Origin of the sequence: Pseudomonas sp. CJQ_9, from assembly GCF_043106615.1 — a bacterium.
In the GTDB taxonomy this organism is placed as follows: domain Bacteria; phylum Pseudomonadota; class Gammaproteobacteria; order Pseudomonadales; family Pseudomonadaceae; genus Aquipseudomonas; species Aquipseudomonas juntendi.
Genome location: NZ_JBICMS010000018.1, coordinates 1 through 21,315, shown reverse-complemented (window position 1 = coordinate 21,315; position 21,315 = coordinate 1). Strand labels below are relative to the sequence as shown.

Below are 21,315 nucleotides of genomic sequence, written 5' to 3'. Positions count from 1 at the left end.
GATCAATGAGCAAGCAACCCTCCCTGAGCTACAAGGACGCCGGTGTAGACATCGACGCCGGCGAAGCACTGGTCGAACGCATCAAGGGCGTGGCAAAACGCACCGCACGCCCTGAAGTCATGGGTGGCCTGGGCGGCTTTGGCGCCCTTTGCGAGATCCCGGCCGGCTACAAGCAGCCGGTGCTGGTCTCCGGCACCGACGGCGTCGGCACCAAGCTGCGCCTGGCGCTGAACCTGAACAAGCATGACAGCATCGGCCAGGACCTGGTCGCCATGTGCGTCAACGACCTGGTGGTGTGCGGCGCCGAGCCGCTGTTCTTCCTCGACTACTACGCCACCGGCAAGCTCAATGTCGACGTGGCGGCCACCGTGGTCACCGGCATCGGTGCCGGTTGCGAACTGGCCGGCTGCTCGCTGGTCGGTGGTGAAACCGCCGAAATGCCTGGCATGTACGAAGGCGAAGACTACGACCTGGCCGGTTTCTGCGTGGGCGTGGTGGAAAAGGCCGACATCATCGACGGTTCCAAGGTTGCCACTGGCGATGCACTGATCGCCCTGCCGTCCTCCGGCCCGCACTCCAACGGTTACTCGCTGATCCGCAAGATCCTCGAAGTGTCGGGCACCGACATCGAGAACACCCAGCTGGGCGGCACCCCGCTGACCGACCTGCTGATGGCCCCCACCCGCATCTACGTCAAGCCGCTGCTGCAGCTGATCAAGAACACCGGCGCGGTCAAAGCCATGGCCCACATCACCGGTGGCGGCCTGCTCGACAACATCCCGCGCGTACTGCCGAAAAACGCTCAGGCCGTGGTAGACGTGGCCAGCTGGCAGCGCCCGGCGGTGTTCGATTTCCTGCAGGAAAAAGGCAACGTCGACGAGCACGAAATGCACCGCGTATTGAACTGCGGCGTTGGCATGGTCATCTGCGTGGCCCAGGACCAGGTCGAAGCGGCCCTGAACGAACTGCGCGCCGCCGGTGAACAGCCATGGGTCATCGGCCACATCGCCGAAGCCGCCGAAGGCGCCGCCCAGGTCGAGCTGCAGAACCTCAAGGCACACTGATGCCGAGCAAGACCTGCAATGTAGTGGTACTGCTGTCGGGTTCCGGCAGCAACCTGCAAGCCATGATCGACAGTTGCCAAGGCCAGGACAGCCCGGTGCGCATTCGTGCGGTGGTCTCCAACCGCGCCGATGCCTTCGGCCTGCAACGCGCCGCAGCCGCCGGCATTGAAAGCGCCCTGCTTGACCACACCCGGTTCGACGGCCGTGAAGCCTTCGATGCAGCGCTGATGGCGTGCATCGACGGCTTTGCCCCGGACCTGGTGGTGCTGGCCGGGTTCATGCGCATCCTCAGTGGCGACTTCGTGCGCCACTATCAGGGCCGCCTGCTCAATATCCACCCGTCGTTGCTGCCCAAGTACAAAGGCCTGCATACCCACCGCCGGGCGCTGGAGGCAGGCGACGCCGAGCATGGCTGCAGCGTACACTTCGTGACTGAGGAACTCGATGGCGGCCCACTGGTCGTACAGGCAGTAGTGCCGGTGGCGCCAGACGACACCGTCGAAAGCCTGGCCCACCGGGTTCACCAGCAGGAACACCTGATCTACCCGCTGGCAGTGCGCTGGTTTGCCGACGGCCGCTTGCGCCTTGCTGAACAGGGTGCATTACTGGACGGCCAGCCGCTGGCGGCCAGCGGTCACTTGATTCGATCCTAGGAGAACTTATGCGTCGTGCCCTGCTCTTGGCTCTCGCCGTGCTCGCCCTGCCGCTCCAGGCAGCTGATCTGAAGCCCTTCTCGGCCAGCTACACCGCCGACTGGAAGCAGCTGCCCATGAGCGGCACCGCCGAGCGCAGCCTGGTCAAAAATGCCAACGGTACCTGGGACCTTAACTTCAAGGCTTCCATGATGATCGCCAGCCTGACCGAGCAAAGCACCCTGCGCCTGGAAAACGACACCCTGCTGCCACAGAAGTATCACTTCGAGCGTGGCGGCCTGGGCAAGGCCAAGAAGGTCGACCTGAACTTCGACTGGAACACCAAGAAGATCACCGGTAGCGACCGGGGCGACGCCATTACCCTGCCGCTTAACCGCGGCGTACTGGACAAGTCTTCCTACCAGCTGGCCTTGCAGCATGACGTGGCGGCAGGCAAGAAGAGCATGACTTACCAGGTAGTCGATGGCGACGAGATCGACAATTACGACTTCCGCGTGCTGGGCACTGAAAAAGTCACCACCAAGACTGGCCAGGTCGATGCGGTGAAGGTCGAGCGCGTGCGCGATCCAAGCCAGAGCAAGCGCATCACCGAGCTGTGGTTTGCCAAGAACTGGGACTACCTGCTGGTGCAACTGCGCCAGGTGGAGACCGATGGCAAGGAGTATGTGATCGTGCTGCAGGATGGTACGGTCGATGGCAAGCCGGTGAAGGGTAACTGAGCCAGCGTTGCCAGTGACATCCAATAGCCCCGCCTAGTGCGGGGCTTTTTTGTACCCGGGTTTCTGGGTGACCCGTACTGGCCCTATCGCTGGCAAGCCAGCTCCCACAGGTTCTATGCAAGGCTCAGGCTCCAGGAGGTCCCTGTGGGAGCTGGCTTGCCGGCGATAGGGCCAGCCCAGGCACTACACCTTTGAGCCTTCATGAAACTTGTTTCATGCCCGTTTTATTTACTTAGGCTGCTAACAAACTCTATAAAGAAGGTGTGCGACAGAGTGTCGCAGCCCTCTCAAGAAGTGGAGTTTAACGATGACAGTCCAAGTAACCGAACGCGACGAATCGAAAATGTCCCACGAAGGCGTGGCCGCTGGCGTACGCATCTGGGATGTGCACCAGCAAGGTCAACTGGTCGGCATGTTCCACAATGAACACGAGGCCCACCAGTACCGGGCAGAGCTCGAGAACCTGGAAAACCAGCGCACCACGCAATGACCCCATTCGTCATGAAAAACCCCGCCGAAGCGGGGTTTTTCGTGTTTACCACATCAGATCGTCAGGGATCTTGTAGGCCGCGTACGGGTCATCTTCGTCCGCTTCCTCGACATGGGTGTTAAGCAACAGGATACGGCTGGGGTCGCGCTCCTGGATCTTCACCGCTGCTTCGCGCGGGATCACCTCGTAACCACCGGCATGGGCCACCACTGCCAGCGCACCGTTGCTCAGCTTGGTACGCATCAGCGCGTTGACGGCGATACGCTTGACCTTCTTGTCGTCAACGAAGTTGTAATAGTCATCGGTGCTCAGCTTGGGCAGGCGCGTGGCTTCGATCAGTTGCTTGATCTGTGCGGCACGGGCCTTCTGCTCCGCCTTTTCCTGCTGCTGGCGGTTCAGCTCCTGGTCGCGCTTGACCTTTTCGGCCATGGCTTCCTTGGCCAAACGCTGCTGGCTGTCGTCGACGTCGACCTGGCCTTTGTGCTCCATGCGCTTCTGTTTCTTTTCAGCTTTATTGGTCTGCGAGACCTGTTTCTGGTTGACCAGACCGGCTTTGAGCAATTGGTCGCGAAGGGAAAGGCTCATGAATGTTCACTCACTTATGCAACAGCTCAGCCGCAGCTGGGCAGGTTCTTTTCCTGACGCTTGGCTTCGCCCCAGAGGGCGTCCAGCTCGTCAAGGTTACACGCTTCAATAGGGCGACCGCTGTCGCGCAATGCCTGTTCGATAAAGCGGAAACGGCGCTCGAACTTGCGATTGGCGCGGCGCAGGGCATGTTCCGGGTCTTGCTTGAGGTGGCGCGCCAGGTTCACGGCAGCGAACAGCAGGTCACCGACCTCATCTTCGAGCGCATCGGCATCGCCATCGGCCATGGCCTGCAGCACTTCGTCCAGTTCTTCACGGACTTTATCCAGCACCGGCAGCGCCGCCGGCCAGTCGAAGCCGACCGTGGCCGCACGCTTTTGCAGTTTGGCCGCCCGCGACAGCGCCGGCAAGGTCGTGGGTACGTCGTCGAGCAGAGACAACTGCTCGGGCAGGCTTTTTTCCGCCCGCTCCTGGGCCTTGATTTCTTCCCAGCGTGACTTGACTTGGGCCTCGCTCAAGCGGGGGATGTCCAGCGGCGCATACAGCTCACCCGTGGGGAACACATGCGGGTGGCGCCGAATGAGCTTGCGGGTGATGCTGTCGACCACGCCATCGAACTCGAAACGCCCCTCCTCCCTGGCCAGCTGGCTGTAGTAGACCACCTGGAACAGCAAGTCGCCCAGCTCACCTTGCAGGTGCTCGAAGTCACCGCGCTCGATGGTGTCGGCGACTTCGTAGGCCTCTTCGAGGGTATGCGGGACGATGCTCGCGTAGTTCTGCTGCAGGTCCCATGGGCAACCGTACTGCGGGTCACGCAGGCGGGCCATGAGGTGCAGCAGGTCTTCGAGGGTGTAGGTCATTCAGGCAGGTCCTTCGGTGGTGGCTTCTTCGCGGGCTTGCCCGCTGCCACAGGATGGGTGCAGGTTTCGAAACCTGCACCGTACCTGTGGGAGCGGGCAAGCCCGCGAAGCAGGCGCCGCGGTCTCAAGGGGTACGATTACGCCGCGTCTCGATGATGTTCGGCAACTGCGAGATGCGCCCCAACAACCGCCCCAGCGCGTCCAGGCCTGGAATTTCGATGGTCAGCGACATCAGCGCGGTGTTGTCTTCCTTGTTCGAGCGGGTGTTCACCGCCAGCACGTTGATCTTCTCGTTCAGTAGCACCTGCGACACATCACGCAGCAACCCCGGGCGGTCGTAGGCACGAATGACGATGTCGACCGGGTAGGTCTGCACCGGTATCGGCCCCCAGCTCACCTGGATCATGCGCTCCGGTTCCTTGCCTGCCAGTTGCAGCACCGAGGCGCAATCCTGGCGGTGAATGCTCACGCCACGGCCTTGCGTGATGTAACCGACGATGGCATCGCCCGGCAGTGGCTGGCAGCAGCCGGCCATCTGCGTCAGCAGGTTGCCAACCCCCTGGATCTGAATGTCGCCACGCTTGCCGGTACGCGGCCCGGCAGGCTTGCGCGGCACCAGTTCGATCTGCTCGATACGCTCGGGCTCCAGCAACTGCTGGGCTGCGTTGACCAGGTGCGCCAGGCGCAGGTCGCCAGCACCGAGCGAAGCGAACATGTCTTCGGCGGTCTTGACGTTGGTTTTCTCCGCCAGGCGCTCGAAGTCCACCTGCGGCAGGCCCAGGCGGCTGAGCTCCCGTTCGAGCAAGGTCTTGCCAGCGGCCACGTTCTGGTCGCGCGCCTGCAGCTTGAACCAGTGCACGATCTTGGCCCGTGCCCGCGACGTGGTGACATAGCCCAGGTTGGAGTTCAACCAGTCGCGGCTCGGGTTGCCGTGCTTGCTGGTGATGATCTCGACCTGTTCGCCCGTTTGCAGGCTATAGTTCAGCGGCACGATCCGGCCGTTGATCTTGGCGCCGCGGCAGTTGTGGCCGATTTCCGTGTGCACGCGGTAGGCGAAGTCCAGCGGGGTCGCACCCTTGGGCAGGTCGATGGCATGCCCGTCCGGGGTAAACACATAAACCCGGTCCGGCTCGATGTCGACCCGCAGTTGCTCGGCCAGGCCACCGATGTCGCCCAGCTCTTCGTGCCATTCCAGCACCTGGCGCAGCCAGGAGATCTTTTCTTCGTAGTGGTTGGAGCTGGGCTTGACGTCGGTGCCTTTGTAGCGCCAGTGGGCGCACACGCCAAGCTCGGCTTCCTCATGCATGCCGTGGGTACGGATCTGCACTTCCAGCACCTTGCCCTCAGGCCCGATTACCGCCGTGTGCAACGAGCGATAGCCGTTCTCCTTGGGGTTGGCGATGTAGTCATCGAACTCTTTGGGGATGTGCCGCCACAAGGTGTGGACGATGCCCAGTGCGGTATAGCAGTCGCGAATTTCCGGCACCAGCACACGCACTGCGCGCACGTCATAGATCTGGCTGAATTCCAGGCCTTTGCGCTTCATCTTGCGCCAGATCGAATAGATGTGTTTTGCCCGGCCGCTGATGTCGGCTTTCACCCCGGTGGCCAGCAGTTCGTTCTGCAACTGGTTCATCACGTCGCTGATGAACCGCTCGCGGTCCAGCCGGCGCTCGTGCAGCAACTTGGCGATTTGTTTGTACTGCTCGGGCTCCAGGTAGCGGAAGGACAAATCCTCCAGCTCCCACTTGATATGGCCGATACCCAGGCGGTGCGCCAACGGCGCATAGATGTCGAACACCTCACGCGCGACGCGCAGGCGTTTCTCATCGTCGGCCGCCTTGACCGCACGGATGGCGCAGGTCCGCTCGGCCAGCTTGATCAGCGCCACGCGTACGTCGTCGACCATGGCCACAAGCATCTTGCGCAGGTTTTCGACCTGCGCCTGCGAGCCCAATACCAGCGACTGCCGCGGGCTGAGGCTGGCGCTGATGGCGGCCATGCGCAGCACGCCGTCGATCAGCTTCGAGACCACCGGCCCAAAGCGCTGGCTGACCTCGGCCAGCGTGACCTTCCCCTCGCGCACCGAACGGTAGATGACCGCGGCCACCAGCGAATCCTGGTCGAGCTTGAGGTCGGCGAGGATTTCGGCAATTTCCAGCCCTGCCTGAAAGCTGGACGTGCCGTCCGCCCAGGAATGCTTGGCGGGGTTGCCCTTTTTTTCGACCTCGTGAGCAAACTCGCAGGCTTCTTTCAGCGCTGCGCGATCCAGTGCCGAATCGACACTTACCACATGGTCCAGCCATGCATCGAGATTGATACTGCCGTCCGTGTTGACCGGCTGGTGCACTCTCACCTGTACCATCTTGTTTTACCTTTCCATACAGCGCTGCACTCACGGCGGCGCTGGCGATCACCGTACGACCACCCTTCCGTGGCGGCCGCACCAAGGGGCCAGTCAGCTAGCCCGCTTCGAATAACGCCATGGCCTCGACATGCGCCGTTTGAGGAAACATGTCGAGAATCCCGGCCCGTGTTAACCGGTACCCCTGGCCGGCCAGCACCTGGGCGTCTCGCGCCAGTGTGGCCGGGTTGCACGATACATAGACCAGCCTGCTGGCCTTGAGGCGGGCGATGCCTTGCACCACCTCGTAAGCACCGTCGCGCGGTGGGTCCAAGAGTACCGCAGAAAAGCCCTCGGCGGCCCATCCGGTGCCGGCCAATGGCTGCGATAAATCGGCCTGAAAAAACCGTGCGTTATGCACATTGTTGTTTCTGGCGTTGGCCGCGGCCCGATCGACCATGGCCTGCACACCTTCCACTGCCACCACTTCACGCGCCTGGCGTGCCAGCGGCAGGGCGAAGTTGCCCAGGCCGCAGAACAGGTCGAGCACCCGCTCATCGGCCTGCGGCGCAAGCCAGGCCAGCGCCTGCTCGATCATCGCCGTATTGACCTGGGCGTTGACCTGCACGAAGTCGCCAGGGCGCCAGGCCAGCTCAAGCTGCCACGGCGCCAGGGCAAAGCCCAATGGTGCCGCAGGTTCGACGGGCGCCGGTTCAGCTTCGCCTTGCAGCCATAACTGCGCGTTGGCCTGCTCGCAGAACGCCTGCAACCGGGCCAGGTCCTGCGCCGGCAATGGCGCCACATGGCGCACCAGCAGCGCTTGCGCAGAGCCGCTGAACAGCTCCACATGGCCCAGGGCCTGCGGTTTGTCCAGCGAACGCAGCACGGTCGGCAGGTGGCGCAGAATCGACTGCAAGGGCTGTACCAGCACCGGGCAATCGTCGATGGCGATGATGTCCTGGCTGGCTTCGGCACGGAAGCCGACCTGCAGCTCACGCGCCTTGACGTCCCAGCGCACCGCCACGCGAGCACGGCGCCGGTAGCCGAACGCTGGCCCGCTGAGCGGTGGCGCCCAGGCGTCGGGCTGCACACCGGCCACCCGTTGCAGTTGTTCGGCCAAGGTCCGCTGCTTCAGCGCCAGTTGCGCCTCGTGCGGCAGGTGCTGAAGGGTGCAGCCACCACAGCGGCTGTAATGGCGACAGGGGGCTTCACGGCGCTCGGGGCTGGCCTGCAGCACACGCTCCAGGCGGGCCTCGACCACCTTGCCGCGCGCATTGAGCACCCGCGCTTCCACAGCCTCACCGGCCAGGGCGCCACTGACGAACCAGGTACGCCCTTCATGGAAGGCAATGCCGCGGCCGTCGCCGGCCAGGCGCTCGATGTCCAGGCGCTGCTTCTTGCCCACGGGGACCTGGGGGCTGCGGCTACCGCCGGCCGGCTGGAAGCGCAGGCCGCTGTTGGTTTTTTTCTTGGCCATTTAGCTGGGATCGAACAGGCCGGTGGACAGGTAGCGGTCACCGCGGTCGCAAATGATCGCCACCATTACTGCATGCTCCACCTCACGGGACAGGCGCAGCATGGCGGCAACCGCACCACCGGAAGACACGCCGCAGAAAATGCCCTCTTCGCGGGCAAGGCGGCGGGTGGTGTCTTCGGCTTCCTGCTGCGACATGTCGACCACGCGGTCTACGCGCGTGGCGTCGAAGATCTTCGGCAGGTACTCCTGCGGCCAACGGCGGATACCCGGGATGGCCGAACCTTCCATCGGTTGCAGGCCGATGATCTGCACCGCAGGGTTTTGTTCCTTGAGGTACTGCGAGCAGCCCATAATGGTGCCGGTGGTCCCCATGGAGCTGACGAAATGGGTGATGCTGCCGTGGGTCTGCTGCCAGATCTCCGGGCCGGTACTGTTGTAGTGGGCCACCGGGTTGTCGCCGTTGGCGAACTGGTCCAGCACCAGGCCGCGGCCTTCACGCTGCAGCTTATCGGCCAGGTCGCGGGCACCTTCCATGCCCTCTTCCTTGGTCACAAGAAGCAGCTCGGCGCCGTAGGCGGTCATGGCCGCCTTGCGCTCAGCGGTGGAGTTGTCTGGCATGATCAGGATCATCTTGTAGCCCTTGATCGCCGCCGCCATCGCCAAGGCGATGCCGGTGTTGCCGGAGGTGGCTTCGATCAGGGTGTCACCGGGCTTGATCTGGCCACGCAGTTCGGCGCGGGTGATCATCGACAGGGCCGGGCGGTCCTTCACCGAGCCGGCGGGATTGTTACCTTCGAGCTTGAGCAGGAGGGTATTGCTGGTTTGGCCAGCAATGCGCTGCAGGCGAACCAGTGGCGTATTGCCGACGCAATCGGCGATGGTTGGGTACTGCAAGGTCATGGCGTATTTCACAATCCGGACGGCAGGGGCGCCTATCATACCGGCAAACCCTTCCCGGCCATATCACGCAATCTGTAGTGGATATAGCTACAGGCTATATGACGGGGGCTGCTGCACCGGCAACCTCATGCACAGGCGTAAACCACGCTTGCCGTTCTGCGCCCACAGCGTGCCACCCTGGCGCTGGATGGCGCTGCGGGCAATGCTCAGCCCCAGGCCAAAGCCACCCACGCCAGGCCGCGAACCGTCCAGCCGCAAGAACGGCGCGAAAATCCGCTCCAGCTCATCGTCGCCAACGCCACCGCCCTCGTCTTCCAGCCACAGGCACCAGTAGCCACCTTCACGTTGCCCACCCAAGCGCACGACACCGTCGGCCGGCGAATACCGAATGGCATTGCGCAGCAGGTTCTCCAGGGCCTGGGCCAGGTGGTTGAGGTTGCCCTGCACCCAGCAACCGCCTGGTACTTCGCACCGCAGCCGCGTGGGCGCCCAGCCACTTTCATAGCAGGCATTCTCGGCCAGCAGGTCCCACAAGGCCTGAACCTCGATCGGCTCCAGGTTCATCGGCGCACGCTCGGCGTCCTGCCAGGCCAGTTGCAGGGTTGCCTCGACCAGTTGCTGCATGCCGTCCAGTTCCCGGCCGAGGCGCTCGCGCAGGCGTTGCATATCGGTTTCCCCGTCGCAAGCCACGCGCAAACGGCTCAGGGGGGTGCGCATTTCATGGGACAGGTCGCGCAGCAGCTGTTGTTGCAGGGTGACGGTGCCCTGGAGGCGCTCGGCCATCTGGTCGAAGGCGCGGGCCAGTTCCCCCAGCTCGTCGTGCCGGGCGATGAGCCGCGAATCAAGGCGAGCCGAAAGCTGGTCGGCACGCCAGGCCCGGGCCTGCTCGCGCAGTTGGTTCAACGGCACGATCAGCATGCGGTACAGGCCCACGCACAGCAGCAAGGTGAACAGGCCCGGGATGATGCCGTTGGTGATGATGCGCCACAGCACGCGGCGCTGGTCCGGGTTGAAGCGCTTGGGCAGTTCGACCACCAGCATGCCCTGCTCGGGCGCACCGGGGAACGGGATGCGTAGCCACGGTTGCTCGGCGCTGCGCCGGCTCATCGGCCAATCGACCCCGCGCAGGCGGGTCAGGCGCTGCATGATCTGCGGGTTGAGGGCCGCGCTGTCGAGCGGTTTGAGGTTGATATCGAGCACACCCACCCAGCCGTGTTCACGCTGGTGCATGGCCGCCACCCACTGGTCCAGCCCGGCTCGACCACGGCTGCGCCAGGCCTGCTCGGCCTCGCTGGCATAGCCGCGCAAAGTCTGGCGCGCCGGCTCCGACAAGAAGGCGCTCTGCAGCTCCATGCGCTGGCCCCAGGTGTAGCTGAGGCCGATCATCAGCAGGCAGAAGCCGACCAGCAGGATGGCCAGTTTCCAGAACAGCGAATGGCGGTCGAGCATGGCTATTGCGCCTCACCCGCGCCGAGCACGTAGCCTTTGCCCCATACGGTGCGGATCTGCAACCCCTGATAACCGATGCCCTTGAGCTTGCGGCGGATCTGGCTGACATGCATGTCCAGGCTGCGGTCGTGCCGCGAATAGCCGCGTTGCAACACCTGCTGGTACAGGAACGCCTTGCTCAGCACTTCCTCCTGGTTGCGGTAAAGGGTGTCGAGCAGGCGAAACTCACTGGGGGTCAGCCCAGCCAGGCGGCCATCAAGGCGCACGTCGCACAGGCCCTCGTCGAAGTGCAGCGCGCCCGCCTCTGCCGGCGGCTGCGGCGCCTGGTAGCGGCGTTCGAGCGCGACACGGCGCAGGATCGCTTCAATGCGCACTTGCAGCTCGGCGATGCTGAACGGTTTGGGCAGGTAGTCGTCGGCCCCGCGCTGAAAGCCGCTGATGCGGTCCGCCTCGGCGCCCAGTGCCGACATCAGAATCACCGGTGTGGTCATGCGCTGGCGCAACTGGGCCAGCGCGTCCAGGCCATTCAACCCCGGCAGCAGGATATCCATGAGTACCACGTCGAACACCTGGCGGCCGGCCGCTTCCAGCCCCTCCAGGCCACTGCGGCACCAGGTGACCTGGAAACCACCGCGCTGCAGCGCTTCATGCAGGTAGGCGCCAAGCACCGGGTCGTCTTCGATGGCGAGGACATTGGCGTTGTGAATAGCTACAGGACTCATTGGCAACTGCCATGCATTCTCAATTGCGCGATTATTGTGTATAGGCGGCCTGCCAGGCAACTGCGCTGCACCCCATGCTGCGGGATCGGCGCAAAACACCGACTAAACAGGTGCAATGGCGTGGCAGGCGGAGTAACGTCGCGCCTTAGCCGTCACCAACTGACGGTGGCCAGGCACATCACAGGAGGCGCGTGTGCTCGATCGTTTGGGAATCCGCAGCCGGGTCCTGCTGCTGGCACTGTTACCGGCAGGCCTGATGGCGCTGGTGCTGGGCAGTTATTTCACCTGGCTGCAACAAAACGACCTGCGCACCCAGCTGCTGCAGCGCGGCAAGATGATCGCCGAACAGTTGGCGCCGCTGGCCGCCCCGGCCATGGCCCGGCTGGCGCCTGCACAGCTGGAGCGCATTGCCGCGCAAACCCTGGAGCAGAGCGACGTGCGCTCGGTTGCCTTCCTGGCGCCGGACCGCACACGCCTGGCCCATGCCGGGCCGAGCATGCTCAACCAGCCACCCAGCGGCGGCACCGGCACCCAGTTGCTGCAGCGCAGCGGCAATGACGCCACCCGCTACCTGATGCCCGTGTTCGGCCACCACCGGGACCTGGCCACCGATGCCGTGCCCGCCGAAGCCGAACGGCTGCTGGGCTGGGTCGAGATCGAGCTGTCCCACGATGGCACCCTGCTGCGCGGCTACCGCAACCTGTTCACCAGCCTGCTTTTGATCCTCGCCTGCCTGGTGCTCAGCGGCCTGCTGGCATTGCGCATGGGCCGCTCGATCAACGACCCCATCGAACGTATCAAGCATGCGGTCAACCAGCTCAAGGACGGCCACCTCGAAGAGCGCCTGCCGACCATGGGCAGCCATGAGCTGGACGAACTGGCACGCGGCATCAACCGCATGGCCGAAACCCTGCACAACGCTCATGAAGAATTGCAGCACAGCATCGACCAGGCCACCGAAGACGTGCGCCAGAACCTGGAAACCATCGAAATCCAGAACATCGAACTGGACATGGCGCGCAAGGAGGCACTGGAGGCCAGCCGCATCAAGTCGGAGTTCCTGGCCAACATGAGCCATGAGATCCGAACCCCGCTCAACGGCATCCTCGGCTTTACCCATTTGCTGCAGAAAAGCGAGATGACCCCGCGCCAGCTGGACTACCTGAGCACCATCGAAAAGTCTGCCGACAACTTGCTGGGCATCATCAACGAAATTCTCGACTTCTCCAAGATCGAGGCCGGCAAGCTGGTGCTGGACAGCATCCCGTTCAACCTGCGCGACCTGATCCAGGACACCCTGACCATTCTGGCACCGGCCGCCCATGCCAAGCAGCTGGAACTGCTCAGCCTGATCTACCGCGACACGCCAACGTCGTTGGTCGGTGACCCGCTGCGGCTCAAGCAGATCCTCACCAACCTGGTCAGCAACGCCATCAAGTTCACCCGCGAAGGCACCATTGTCGTACGCGCCATGCTCGACGATGAGCATGAAGATCATGCCCAGCTGCGCATCAGCGTGCAGGACACCGGCATCGGCCTGTCACCGCAGGACGTGCGCACCCTGTTCCAGGCTTTCAGCCAGGCCGATAACTCGCTGGCCCGGCAGCCAGGTGGTACCGGCCTGGGCCTGGTGATTTCCAAGCGCCTGATCGAGCAGATGGGTGGCGAAATCGGCGTCGACAGCACCCCGGGCGAGGGCTCGCAGTTCTGGATCAGTTTGAACCTGCCCAAGGCGCACGACGATATCGAAGAGCTGCCGCTGCAAGCGTTGCTGGGCCGCCGTGCCGCCATCGTCGATAACCATGAACTGGCCCGGCAAGCCTTGGAGCACCAGCTGGAAGACTGTGGCCTGAGTGTCAGCCTGTTCGCCTCCTACGACCAATTGCTGCAAGCCGTGCAGGCCGCCAGCCAGGCCGGGCAGCCATTCGAGCTGGCTGTGCTGGGCGCCAACCTGGGCAACCTGTCGCCAGAACAACTGGGCCGCTACCATCAACAGCTCGAACGCTACCATTGCCAGTGCGTGGTGCTGTGCCCGACCACCGAGCAGGCGCTGTACCACCCCTTCCTGCCCAATGGCCATGGCCAGTTGCTGTCCAAGCCTACCTGCACGCGCAAATTGCGCCGGCTGCTGCTGGAGTTGGTCCAACCCCGCCGCCTGCTGGGCGAGGTGAAGAGCAGCAACGGCCCGCGGCGGCCGAAAATCCTGTGTGTCGACGACAACCCTGCCAATCTGCTGCTGGTGCAGACGCTGCTCGAGGACCTGGGTGCCGAAGTGCTGGCCGTCGACAATGGCTATGCGGCACTGCAGGCCGTGCAGCAGGAACCCTTCGACCTGGTGCTGATGGACGTGCAGATGCCCGGCATGGACGGCCGCGCCTGTACCGAACAGATTCGCCGCTGGGAAAACACCCAAAGTGGCAACCCATTGCCGATCGTCGCCCTCACCGCCCATGCCATGGCCAACGAGAAACGCGCACTGCTGCACGGCGGTATGGATGACTACCTGACCAAGCCGATCAGTGAACGGCAACTGGCACAGGTGGTGATGAAATGGACCGGTCTCAGCTTGGGCACACCGCAGCAGGCGCCGACTGAACCCACCGCCAACGGTGATGAACTCAAGGTGCTCGACCCGCAGGAAGGCCTGCGCCTGGCAGCCGGGAAAGCGGACCTTGCCGCCGATATGCTGAACATGCTGCTGGCCTCGCTGGAGGCCGACCGCGAAGCCATCCACGCCGCGCGCCTGGCCAATGACCATGAGGGCCTGATCGAACAGGTACACCGCCTGAACGGGGCTTCACGCTATTGCGGCGTGCCGCAGTTGCGCGCGGCGTGCCAGCGCACTGAAACCTTGCTCAAGCAGGAAAGCCCGCAGGCCCACCAGGCACTGGATGAACTGGATGCGGCGATCAGCCGCCTGGCCGTCCAGGCGCGGTCGAGCGCTTGAGCTCACTGCCAACCCGGACATGCCCGACAAAGGAACCCTGACCATGCGCGCGCTATTGTTCAGCAGCCAGCACTACGACCAGGAAAGCTTCACCCGAGCCGCCAGCGGTACCCCACTGGACCTGCATTTCCAGCCTGCCCGGCTGAGTCTCGACACCGCAGCGCTGGCCGACGGCTACGAGATTGTCTGCGCCTTCATCAATGATGAACTGGACGCCCCGGTACTGCAGCGCCTGGCCGCCGGCGGCACGCGCCTGATCGCCCTGCGTTCGGCCGGCTACAACCACGTCGACCTGGCTGCTGCGCAACGCTTGGGCCTGGCCGTGGTGCGTGTACCGGCCTACTCACCGCACGCGGTCGCCGAACACGCCGTGGCGCTGATCCTGGCGCTAAACCGGCGCCTGCACCGGGCCTACAACCGTACCCGTGAAGGGGACTTCACCCTGCATGGCCTGACCGGCTTCGACCTGCATGGTAAAACGGTCGGGGTCGTGGGTACCGGCCAGATCGGCGCAGCCTTCGCCCGCATAATGGCCGGTTTCGGCTGCCAGTTACTGGCCTACGACCCCTACCCCAACCCGGAACTGCTGGCCCTCGGCGCGCGCTACCTGCCACTGCCCGAATTGCTACGCGAAGCGCGCATCATCAGCCTGCACTGCCCGTTGACCGAACATACCCGGCACCTGATCAACGCCCGGAGCCTGGCCGAAGTCCAGCATGGCGCCATGCTGATCAACACCGGCCGCGGCGCACTGGTCGATACCCCGGCACTGATCGACGCGCTGAAAAGCGGCCAGCTCGGCTACCTGGGGCTGGATGTCTATGAAGAAGAAGCCCAGCTGTTCTTCGAGGACCGCTCCGACCTGCCGCTGCAAGACGATGTGCTGGCACGCCTGCTGACCTTTCCCAATGTCATCATCACCGCGCATCAGGCGTTCCTGACCCGGGAGGCGCTGGCTGCGATCGCCACTACCACGCTGGACAACATCAACTGCTGGGCGGCAGGCAATCCACAGAATCTGGTCATGGGTTAGTGCTAGGATACGCGGCATTTCTGGAGGACCCATGGTCGAGCACGATTTCCGCTATACCCTTTTCAACCCGCAACACACCCTGATCGAGTGCCGCGCCCTGGTGCCAGGCCGCTATCAGGTCACTGGCAACGGCGGTTCGATGCACAAAGGCGATACCCTGCTGGTGACCCTCAAAGGCAGCAAGGACCTGGCCATGCGCCTGACCGTGGAGAGCGTGCGCCACCTGATCAACCCGCGCGGCCAGTGGGTTGCCGTGGCCACTGGCCCGGTGTTCAACGCGCTGGAAATCCTCAACTGGAAGGTTGAGTGCGACCACTGTGACGCCGCCCTGGACTTCGAGTTCGCCGTAGACGCCAAGCTGGGCAAGCAAGCCCGCCAGCCTGCAGCCAGCGCTCGTATCGCCGAGCTGGACTGGGCCAGCCGTGGCGACAAGCATGTGTGCCCACGTTGCCAGGAGAGCGCCGAGTGAAGAATCTGCTGACCGGCGCGCTGATTGCCACCGGCCTGCTCGGCTGCGCTGCGCAACCTTCGAAGTTGCAGCAGGAGCGCAGCTATGTGCTGGAGTGGATTGGTGAGCGCCCGTTGATCGACTACAGCCACCTGACCCTGACCTTGGCCAGTGATGGCCGTGCCTATGGCAATGCCGGCTGCAACCACTGGTTTGCGCCCTACACGCTGGACGGCGAGCACCTGAGTTTCGGCAAGGTCGGCAAAACCCGCAAGCTATGTGCGCCGGCGCTGATGGAGCAGGAAAAACGCTTCCTGCAGGCGCTGGAAACGGTGCAGCGCTGGGATGTATCACCCATCGAGCAACTGCGCTTCTGGCCGGCCGAGGGTAAGCCGCTGCGCTTCTGGGCTGAAGAAGGCTGAGCGCAGCTGCAAGCTTCAAGCTTCAAGCTTCAAGCTTCAAGCTTCAAGAAAAAGCAGATCCTAGCACCGGCCTGCTTTTCTTTTAGCTTGTAGCTTGTAGCTTGTAGCTTGTAGCTTGCAGCTTGCAGCTTGCAGCTTGCAGCTTGCAGCTTGTCACCCCTGCTTCAGGGCCTTGATCCTGGCCTGCAGCCCTTCGAGGGTCTGTTCGCCCAGCAACTGCTCACGCACCTTGCCCTTGTCATCGATGATGTACGTTACCGGCAACGCCTCGCTGCGCGGCAGGTCATAGCGCTCGGCCGGGTCCTGGGCCAGTACGGTGAACCCGATGCCCAGGGTTTCGGCGGCCTGCTTCAGGTCCTGGCCCTGCAGGCCATCGAAATTCACCCCCACCACCTTGATGCCCTCGGCCGCCCACTGCTTGGCCGCGGTATTGAGTTCCGGGATTTCGGTACGGCACGGCCCGCACCATTCCGCCCAGTAATTGAGCACCAGCCAGTGCCCGTCGATCTGTTCGGCCTTAACCGTATTGCCGTGCTGGTCTACGCCATAATCGGCACCGCAACCACCGAGCATCAGGCTCGCGGTGATGGCCAGTACTGCTGCCAGACGCCTTGCCATGGGTCAATCCTTCTCGAGTTTTAAAGCAAACTGGTCAGTCGCTGCGGTTAGAATAGCCGCCACAACCAGCTGGATGCGACCCCACATGACTGACCTCACGCTCTATCATAACCCGCGCTGCTCAAAATCCCGCGGCGCGCTGGAACTGCTCGAAGCCCGTGGCCTGGCCCCGGTCATCGTGCGCTACCTCGAGACCCCGCCAGACGCCGCCACCCTCAAGGCCTTGCTCGGCAAGCTGGGCCTGGCCCCTCGGCAGCTGCTGCGCACGGGTGAGGATGAATACAAGGCATTGAACCTGGCCGACCCTGCACTGACCGACGCACAGCTGATCGAGGCCATGGTCCAGCACCCCAAGCTGATCGAGCGGCCGATCCTGGTAGCCGGTGACAAGGCGGTGGTCGGTCGCCCACCGGAAAAAGTGCTGGAGATTCTGCCGTGAGCCAACCCTACATCCTGGTGCTTTACTACAGCCGCCATGGTGCCACCAGCGAAATGGCCAGGCACATCGCCCGCGGCATCGAGCTGGCCGGCATGGAAGCGCGCCTGCGCACGGTGCCGGCGATTTCCACCGAATGCGAAGCTGTGGCCCCGGACATTCCGGCCAGCGGCGCGCTGTACGCCACCCTCGACGACCTGCGCCACTGCGCCGGCCTGGTGCTGGGTAGCCCGACCCGCTTCGGCAACATGGCGGCGCCGCTCAAGTACTTCCTCGATGGCACCAGCAGTCTGTGGCTGGGCGGTGAACTGGTCGGCAAGCCCGCCGGTGTGTTCACCTCTACCGCCAGCCTGCACGGTGGCCAGGAAACCACGCTGCTGTCGATGATGCTGCCGCTGATGCACCACGGCATGCTGGTAATGGGCCTGCCCTACAGCGAATCGGCACTGCTGGAAACCCGCGGTGGTGGCACCCCTTATGGCGCCAGCCACCATGCCGGGGCAGACGGCAAGCGTGAACTCGACCCGCACGAGATCGCCCTGTGCCGCGCCCTTGGCCAACGCCTGGCGAGCACCGCCAAGGCCCTGGAGGCCGCGCGTGGCTAAGAAGCCCAAGGTGTTGCCGCCGCTGGCTTGGCTGGCACCGCGCTTGCGCCTGACGCAGGCGCTTAGCCTGGCGTTTTTCTTTGGCCTTATTGCCCTGCTGGTGGTGAACAACCTGTGGTTCGCCAACCTGCATGGGGCTCGGGTCGAGGTGATCCTGGCGATCGAACTGGTGCCGCTGCTATTGCTGCTGCCGGGCATGCTGCTGGGCAGCGCCCGGGCGCATGCCTGGACCTGCTTCGTGGTGAATATCTACTTCATCAAGGGCGTGCTGGCAGCCTTCGACCCGGCGCGGGCGGTGTTTGGCTGGGGTGAAGTGCTGGTCAGCTTGGGGCTGTTCATTGCCGGGCTGCTGTATGTGCGCTGGAAGTTCCAGCATGAACGGCGCATGGCGGGCGAAGGCAGTTGAGTCAAGGGGCTGCCTTGCAGCCCAATCGCCGGCAAGCCAGCTCCCACCTCGACCGCATCAGCCTCAAGCCCTGTGCAAACCTGTGGGAGCTGGCTTGCCGGCGATTGGGCCGCACAGCGGCCCCGGCGATCTCAATGGTTGACGGTATGCGCCAGCATCACCGACAACTGGCACAGCGGCCGCCCGCTTTCGGCATGCCACTGGTTGAACACCTGCTGCACCAGCGCCAGGTCGCGCTGGCTGGTCGGCTGCTTGTCGATCACCTTCTGGGCAATCAGCGCCGCCGCCACGTCCTCGGTCGGGACAAAGGTGTCTTTGCCAACCATGCGCAAGAACCGTGGCGCCGACAAACCGCCGAGCTGGTTGCCATGCTTGGCCAGGTACTTCCACAGCCCGACAATGTCGGTCACCGGCCAGTCGGCAACGAACGCACCAAAACTGCCATGCACCTTGGCAATGTCCAGCACCATCTGTGCGTTGCGCGGCACGCTCTTGAGTTTGCCCAGGTGGCGGATGATGCGCTGATCCTGCATCAGCCGCTCCAGGTGTTCGGCGCCCATCAACACCACTTTTTCCGGGTCGAAGCCGAAAAACACCTGCTCGAAGGCTGGCCACTTGGCATCCACCAGGCTGTGCTTGAGGCCAGCGCGAAATACCCGCAGGGCCAAGGTCGACAGGTAGCGGTCGTCGCTGATGTGGCGCAGTTGCGCTGGCGTGCGCGGCTGCGGCAGAAAGGCTTCCAGCGCCTGGGCAGAGCCGAAGCGGTTCAGGCAGTATTCATGCAGCCACTGATAATCGCGCATAGGCCTAGATGTTCACCACGTCCAGGAAGCGCGGCGCCGCGTTTTCGTCGATCTTCAGGCTGGTGAAGTCGAACAGGTTGCGGTCGGCCAACTGCGACGGCGCCACGTTCTGCAATGCACGGAAAATGCTCTCGGTACGGCCCGGGTGCTTGCGCTCCCACTCCACCAGCATGTCCTTGACCACCTGGCGCTGCAGGTTTTCCTGCGAGCCGCACAGGTTGCACGGGATGATCGGGAATGCCTTCATGTCCGAATAGGCCTGGATATCCTTCTCGCTGCAGTAGGCCAACGGGCGGATCACCACGTTGCGGCCATCGTCGGCACGCAGCTTCGGCGGCATACCCTTGAGCGCGCCGTTGAAGAACATATTGAGGAAGAAGGTTTCGACGATATCGTCGCGGTGGTGCCCCAGCGCCATCTTGGTCGCACCGATTTCGTCGGCGAAGGTGTACAGCGTGCCACGGCGCAGGCGCGAGCACAGCGAGCAGGTGGTCTTGCCCTCGGGCACCAGCTCCTTGACCACCGAGTAGGTGTCCTTCTCGACGATGTGGTACTCGACCCCCAGCTCCTTCAGGTACGCCGGCAGCACGTGCTCGGGGAACCCTGGTTGCTTCTGGTCCATGTTCACCGCAACGATCTCGAAGGTGATCGGCGCCACCTTCTGCAGGTGCAACAGAACATCGAGCATGGTGTAGCTGTCCTTGCCGCCGGACAGGCAGACCATGACCTTGTCGCCATCCTCGATCATGTTGTAGTCGGTGATGGCTTCGCCGGCGAGACGACGCAGGCGTTTTTGCAGTTTGTTCTGGTTGACCGAGAGGGTGCCCATAGCGCTTGAATCCGCGAGGTGTGACAAAAGGCGGCTATTTTACGCACAAACGCGCGCGTGCTGTAGGCATTCCGACAAAGACTTCAATGTAATCAACAGGGCGGGCGACAGCGCAATTTGCTCTAAAAAGCACGGTTTGTGCGGGTAACCGCTTCCTATACTGCGACATAAGGCCACATTACCGCTTGCTTCGGTGTTCGGCCTAGGGCCGCTTGCGCTCCATTTGGGGGCGTTTGGCAACATTGAGAGGAGTGACGGCATGATTCATCACGTTGTGGGGCTGTTTACCCATCCCGACCAGGAATGGCGGGAAATCCGTGGCGAAGAAGAATCCATCAGCCACATGTACCTGACGCACACCCTGATCCTCGCGGCGATTCCCGCAGTGTCCGCATTCATCGGCACCACCCAGGTCGGCTGGGTGATCGGCGACCGGCCGGCTGTGATGCTGACCATGGAAAGTGCCCTGTGGATGAGCATCATGTCCTACCTGGCGATGCTGGCCGGGGTAGCGGTAATGGGCGCGTTCATCCACTGGATGGCCCGCACCTACGATGCCAACCCATCCATGGCCCAGTGCATAGCGTTCGCCACCTATACCGCCACCCCATTGTTCATCGGCGGCCTGGCGGCGCTGTACCCGCACTTGTGGCTGGGCATGCTGATCGGCACTGCGGCGGTCTGTTACACGGTGTACCTGCTGTACGTCGGCTTGCCGACCTTCATGAACATACCCTCCGACGAAGGCTTCCTGTTCTCCAGCTCGGTGCTGGCGGTGGGCCTGGTAGTGCTGGTGGCGATCATGGCCGCCACGGTGATCATCTGGGGACTGGGCGTGGGGCCCGTCTACACCAACTAGAACAGACTCGACCAACACCGGGGCATCAACCAGGGGCCGCCGCAAGGCGGCCCTTGGCTGAGCGCTGACCGGTGGCTCGGCACATGGCCCGAGGTTGCGGCATAATGATCGGGTCAGGAGAACCACCCCGCCATGCCCGAGCTGCTCAAGCAACGCGTCGAAACCTGTTACCAGCAAGCCGAAACCTTCTTCAAACGCCGGTTCCCGCGCCCGGAAGTCAGCTTCAAGCTGCGCGGGCAAAAAGCCGGCGTTGCCCACCTGCACGAGAACCTGCTGCGTTTCAACCTGCAGTTGTACCGTGATAATCAGGAGGACTTTCTGCGCCAGACGGTCGCGCACGAAGTGGCGCACCTGGTGGCCCACCAATTGTTCGGTGACCGCATTCAGGCCCATGGCGAGGAATGGCAACTGATCATGCGCGGCGTGTACGAACTGCCGCCAAACCGCTGCCACAACTACGAGGTGCAACGGCGGGTGGTGACTCGTTACATCTACCGCTGCCCTTGCCCGCAGAGTGACTTCCCGTTTACCGCCCAACGGCACAAGCTGGTGCGCCAGGGCCGCCGTTACCTGTGCAAGCGTTGCCGGGAGATTCTGGTGTACAGCGGCGAGACCCGGGTTGAATAGGCCGCAACAGCCAATGGAT

The 21,315-nt window shown here is 63.4% G+C and carries 23 protein-coding genes; 13 read left to right on the top strand and 10 right to left on the bottom strand.

The window, feature by feature from the left end:
• The first annotated feature begins 5 nt into the window (after window positions 1–5).
• The 4 genes from purM to ACF8SD_RS03030 all read left to right on the top strand — a co-directional run bounded on the left by purM (window position 6) and on the right by ACF8SD_RS03030 (window position 2,926).
• Entirely contained in the window at window positions 6–1,064 is a 1,059-nt protein-coding gene (purM, locus tag ACF8SD_RS03045) for a phosphoribosylformylglycinamidine cyclo-ligase (RefSeq protein ID WP_173887825.1), read from the top strand.
• On the top strand, window positions 1,064–1,717 hold the full coding sequence (gene purN, locus ACF8SD_RS03040) for a phosphoribosylglycinamide formyltransferase (RefSeq protein WP_173887824.1): 654 nt from the start codon (window positions 1,064–1,066) through the stop codon (window positions 1,715–1,717). The genes purM and purN overlap by 1 nt, the downstream gene beginning before the upstream one ends.
• A gap of 8 nt (window positions 1,718–1,725) precedes the next feature.
• Window positions 1,726–2,436 carry a DUF3108 domain-containing protein gene (locus ACF8SD_RS03035; RefSeq protein WP_029886606.1) on the top strand — a complete coding sequence of 237 codons (711 nt, stop codon included), beginning with the start codon at window positions 1,726–1,728 and terminating at the stop codon, window positions 2,434–2,436.
• A 307-nt stretch (window positions 2,437–2,743) separates the two neighbouring features.
• Window positions 2,744–2,926, top strand: coding sequence for a hypothetical protein (locus ACF8SD_RS03030; protein WP_029886605.1), 183 nt, complete (start codon window positions 2,744–2,746; stop codon window positions 2,924–2,926).
• 45 nt (window positions 2,927–2,971) lie between these two features.
• On the opposite strand, the gene ACF8SD_RS03025 is transcribed toward ACF8SD_RS03030, so the two are convergent.
• The 7 genes from ACF8SD_RS03025 to ACF8SD_RS02995 all read right to left on the bottom strand — a co-directional run bounded on the left by ACF8SD_RS03025 (window position 2,972) and on the right by ACF8SD_RS02995 (window position 11,263).
• Window positions 2,972–3,511 carry a DUF2058 domain-containing protein gene (locus ACF8SD_RS03025; protein ID WP_173887823.1) on the bottom strand — a complete coding sequence of 180 codons (540 nt, stop codon included), beginning with the start codon at window positions 3,509–3,511 and terminating at the stop codon, window positions 2,972–2,974.
• Window positions 3,512–3,537: 26 nt separating this feature from the next.
• Window positions 3,538–4,371, bottom strand: coding sequence for a nucleoside triphosphate pyrophosphohydrolase (gene mazG / locus ACF8SD_RS03020; protein ID WP_173887822.1), 834 nt, complete (start codon window positions 4,369–4,371; stop codon window positions 3,538–3,540).
• Window positions 4,372–4,495: 124 nt separating this feature from the next.
• Window positions 4,496–6,736, bottom strand: coding sequence for a GTP diphosphokinase (gene relA, locus ACF8SD_RS03015; RefSeq protein ID WP_173887821.1), 2,241 nt, complete (start codon window positions 6,734–6,736; stop codon window positions 4,496–4,498).
• Window positions 6,737–6,833: 97 nt separating this feature from the next.
• Window positions 6,834–8,192 carry a 23S rRNA (uracil(1939)-C(5))-methyltransferase RlmD gene (gene rlmD, locus ACF8SD_RS03010; protein WP_173887820.1) on the bottom strand — a complete coding sequence of 453 codons (1,359 nt, stop codon included), beginning with the start codon at window positions 8,190–8,192 and terminating at the stop codon, window positions 6,834–6,836.
• The gene (gene cysM, locus ACF8SD_RS03005) at window positions 8,193–9,092 is read right to left on the bottom strand and encodes a cysteine synthase CysM (protein ID WP_392484560.1); all 900 of its coding nucleotides are present in this window, start codon (window positions 9,090–9,092) and stop codon (window positions 8,193–8,195) included.
• Between the two features lie 87 nt (window positions 9,093–9,179).
• Entirely contained in the window at window positions 9,180–10,541 is a 1,362-nt protein-coding gene (locus ACF8SD_RS03000) for a histidine kinase sensor domain-containing protein (RefSeq protein WP_392484559.1), read from the bottom strand.
• Between the two features lie 2 nt (window positions 10,542–10,543).
• Entirely contained in the window at window positions 10,544–11,263 is a 720-nt protein-coding gene (locus tag ACF8SD_RS02995) for a response regulator transcription factor (RefSeq protein ID WP_173887817.1), read from the bottom strand.
• Between the two features lie 193 nt (window positions 11,264–11,456).
• Between ACF8SD_RS02995 and ACF8SD_RS02990 the strand changes: the two genes are divergently transcribed.
• The 4 genes from ACF8SD_RS02990 to ACF8SD_RS02975 are packed head-to-tail and all read left to right on the top strand — an operon-like array spanning window position 11,457 to window position 16,113.
• The gene (locus tag ACF8SD_RS02990) at window positions 11,457–14,210 is read left to right on the top strand and encodes a response regulator (RefSeq protein WP_173887816.1); all 2,754 of its coding nucleotides are present in this window, start codon (window positions 11,457–11,459) and stop codon (window positions 14,208–14,210) included.
• 43 nt (window positions 14,211–14,253) lie between these two features.
• Window positions 14,254–15,243, top strand: a complete 990-nt coding sequence (locus ACF8SD_RS02985) for a 2-hydroxyacid dehydrogenase (protein WP_392484558.1) — start codon at window positions 14,254–14,256, stop codon at window positions 15,241–15,243.
• Window positions 15,244–15,274: 31 nt separating this feature from the next.
• Window positions 15,275–15,712, top strand: coding sequence for a hypothetical protein (locus ACF8SD_RS02980; protein ID WP_173887814.1), 438 nt, complete (start codon window positions 15,275–15,277; stop codon window positions 15,710–15,712).
• On the top strand, window positions 15,709–16,113 hold the full coding sequence (locus tag ACF8SD_RS02975) for an META domain-containing protein (RefSeq protein ID WP_173887813.1): 405 nt from the start codon (window positions 15,709–15,711) through the stop codon (window positions 16,111–16,113). The genes ACF8SD_RS02980 and ACF8SD_RS02975 overlap by 4 nt, the downstream gene beginning before the upstream one ends.
• 153 nt (window positions 16,114–16,266) lie before the next feature.
• On the opposite strand, the gene ACF8SD_RS02970 is transcribed toward ACF8SD_RS02975, so the two are convergent.
• A complete protein-coding gene (locus ACF8SD_RS02970) occupies window positions 16,267–16,731 on the bottom strand; it encodes a TlpA disulfide reductase family protein (protein ID WP_009684283.1) in 465 nt (154 codons plus the stop codon).
• A gap of 85 nt (window positions 16,732–16,816) precedes the next feature.
• Here ACF8SD_RS02970 and arsC point away from each other — a divergent pair, with 85 nt between their 5' ends.
• The 3 genes from arsC to ACF8SD_RS02955 are packed head-to-tail and all read left to right on the top strand — an operon-like array spanning window position 16,817 to window position 18,178.
• Window positions 16,817–17,170, top strand: a complete 354-nt coding sequence (gene arsC, locus ACF8SD_RS02965) for an arsenate reductase (glutaredoxin) (protein ID WP_173887812.1) — start codon at window positions 16,817–16,819, stop codon at window positions 17,168–17,170.
• Entirely contained in the window at window positions 17,167–17,772 is a 606-nt protein-coding gene (gene wrbA / locus ACF8SD_RS02960; RefSeq protein ID WP_029887453.1) for an NAD(P)H:quinone oxidoreductase, read from the top strand. The genes arsC and wrbA overlap by 4 nt, the downstream gene beginning before the upstream one ends.
• The gene (locus ACF8SD_RS02955; protein ID WP_392484557.1) at window positions 17,765–18,178 is read left to right on the top strand and encodes a DUF2069 domain-containing protein; all 414 of its coding nucleotides are present in this window, start codon (window positions 17,765–17,767) and stop codon (window positions 18,176–18,178) included. Before wrbA ends, ACF8SD_RS02955 begins: the two co-directional genes overlap by 8 nt.
• Window positions 18,179–18,309: 131 nt before the next feature.
• Here ACF8SD_RS02955 and ACF8SD_RS02950 read toward each other — a convergent pair whose 3' ends face one another.
• Window positions 18,310–18,981 (bottom strand): DNA-3-methyladenine glycosylase I, encoded by a 672-nt coding sequence (locus tag ACF8SD_RS02950; protein ID WP_392484556.1) that lies wholly within the window; start codon window positions 18,979–18,981, stop codon window positions 18,310–18,312.
• 4 nt (window positions 18,982–18,985) lie between these two features.
• Window positions 18,986–19,810 (bottom strand): tRNA 2-thiocytidine(32) synthetase TtcA, encoded by an 825-nt coding sequence (gene ttcA, locus ACF8SD_RS02945; RefSeq protein ID WP_173887809.1) that lies wholly within the window; start codon window positions 19,808–19,810, stop codon window positions 18,986–18,988.
• Window positions 19,811–20,069: 259 nt separating this feature from the next.
• Here ttcA and ACF8SD_RS02940 point away from each other — a divergent pair, with 259 nt between their 5' ends.
• Together ACF8SD_RS02940 and ACF8SD_RS02935 are read left to right on the top strand one after the other, a co-directional pair.
• On the top strand, window positions 20,070–20,669 hold the full coding sequence (locus ACF8SD_RS02940) for a Yip1 family protein (RefSeq protein ID WP_173887808.1): 600 nt from the start codon (window positions 20,070–20,072) through the stop codon (window positions 20,667–20,669).
• A 132-nt stretch (window positions 20,670–20,801) separates the two neighbouring features.
• The gene (locus ACF8SD_RS02935; RefSeq protein WP_392484555.1) at window positions 20,802–21,296 is read left to right on the top strand and encodes a SprT family zinc-dependent metalloprotease; all 495 of its coding nucleotides are present in this window, start codon (window positions 20,802–20,804) and stop codon (window positions 21,294–21,296) included.
• Window positions 21,297–21,315 lie beyond the last annotated feature (19 nt).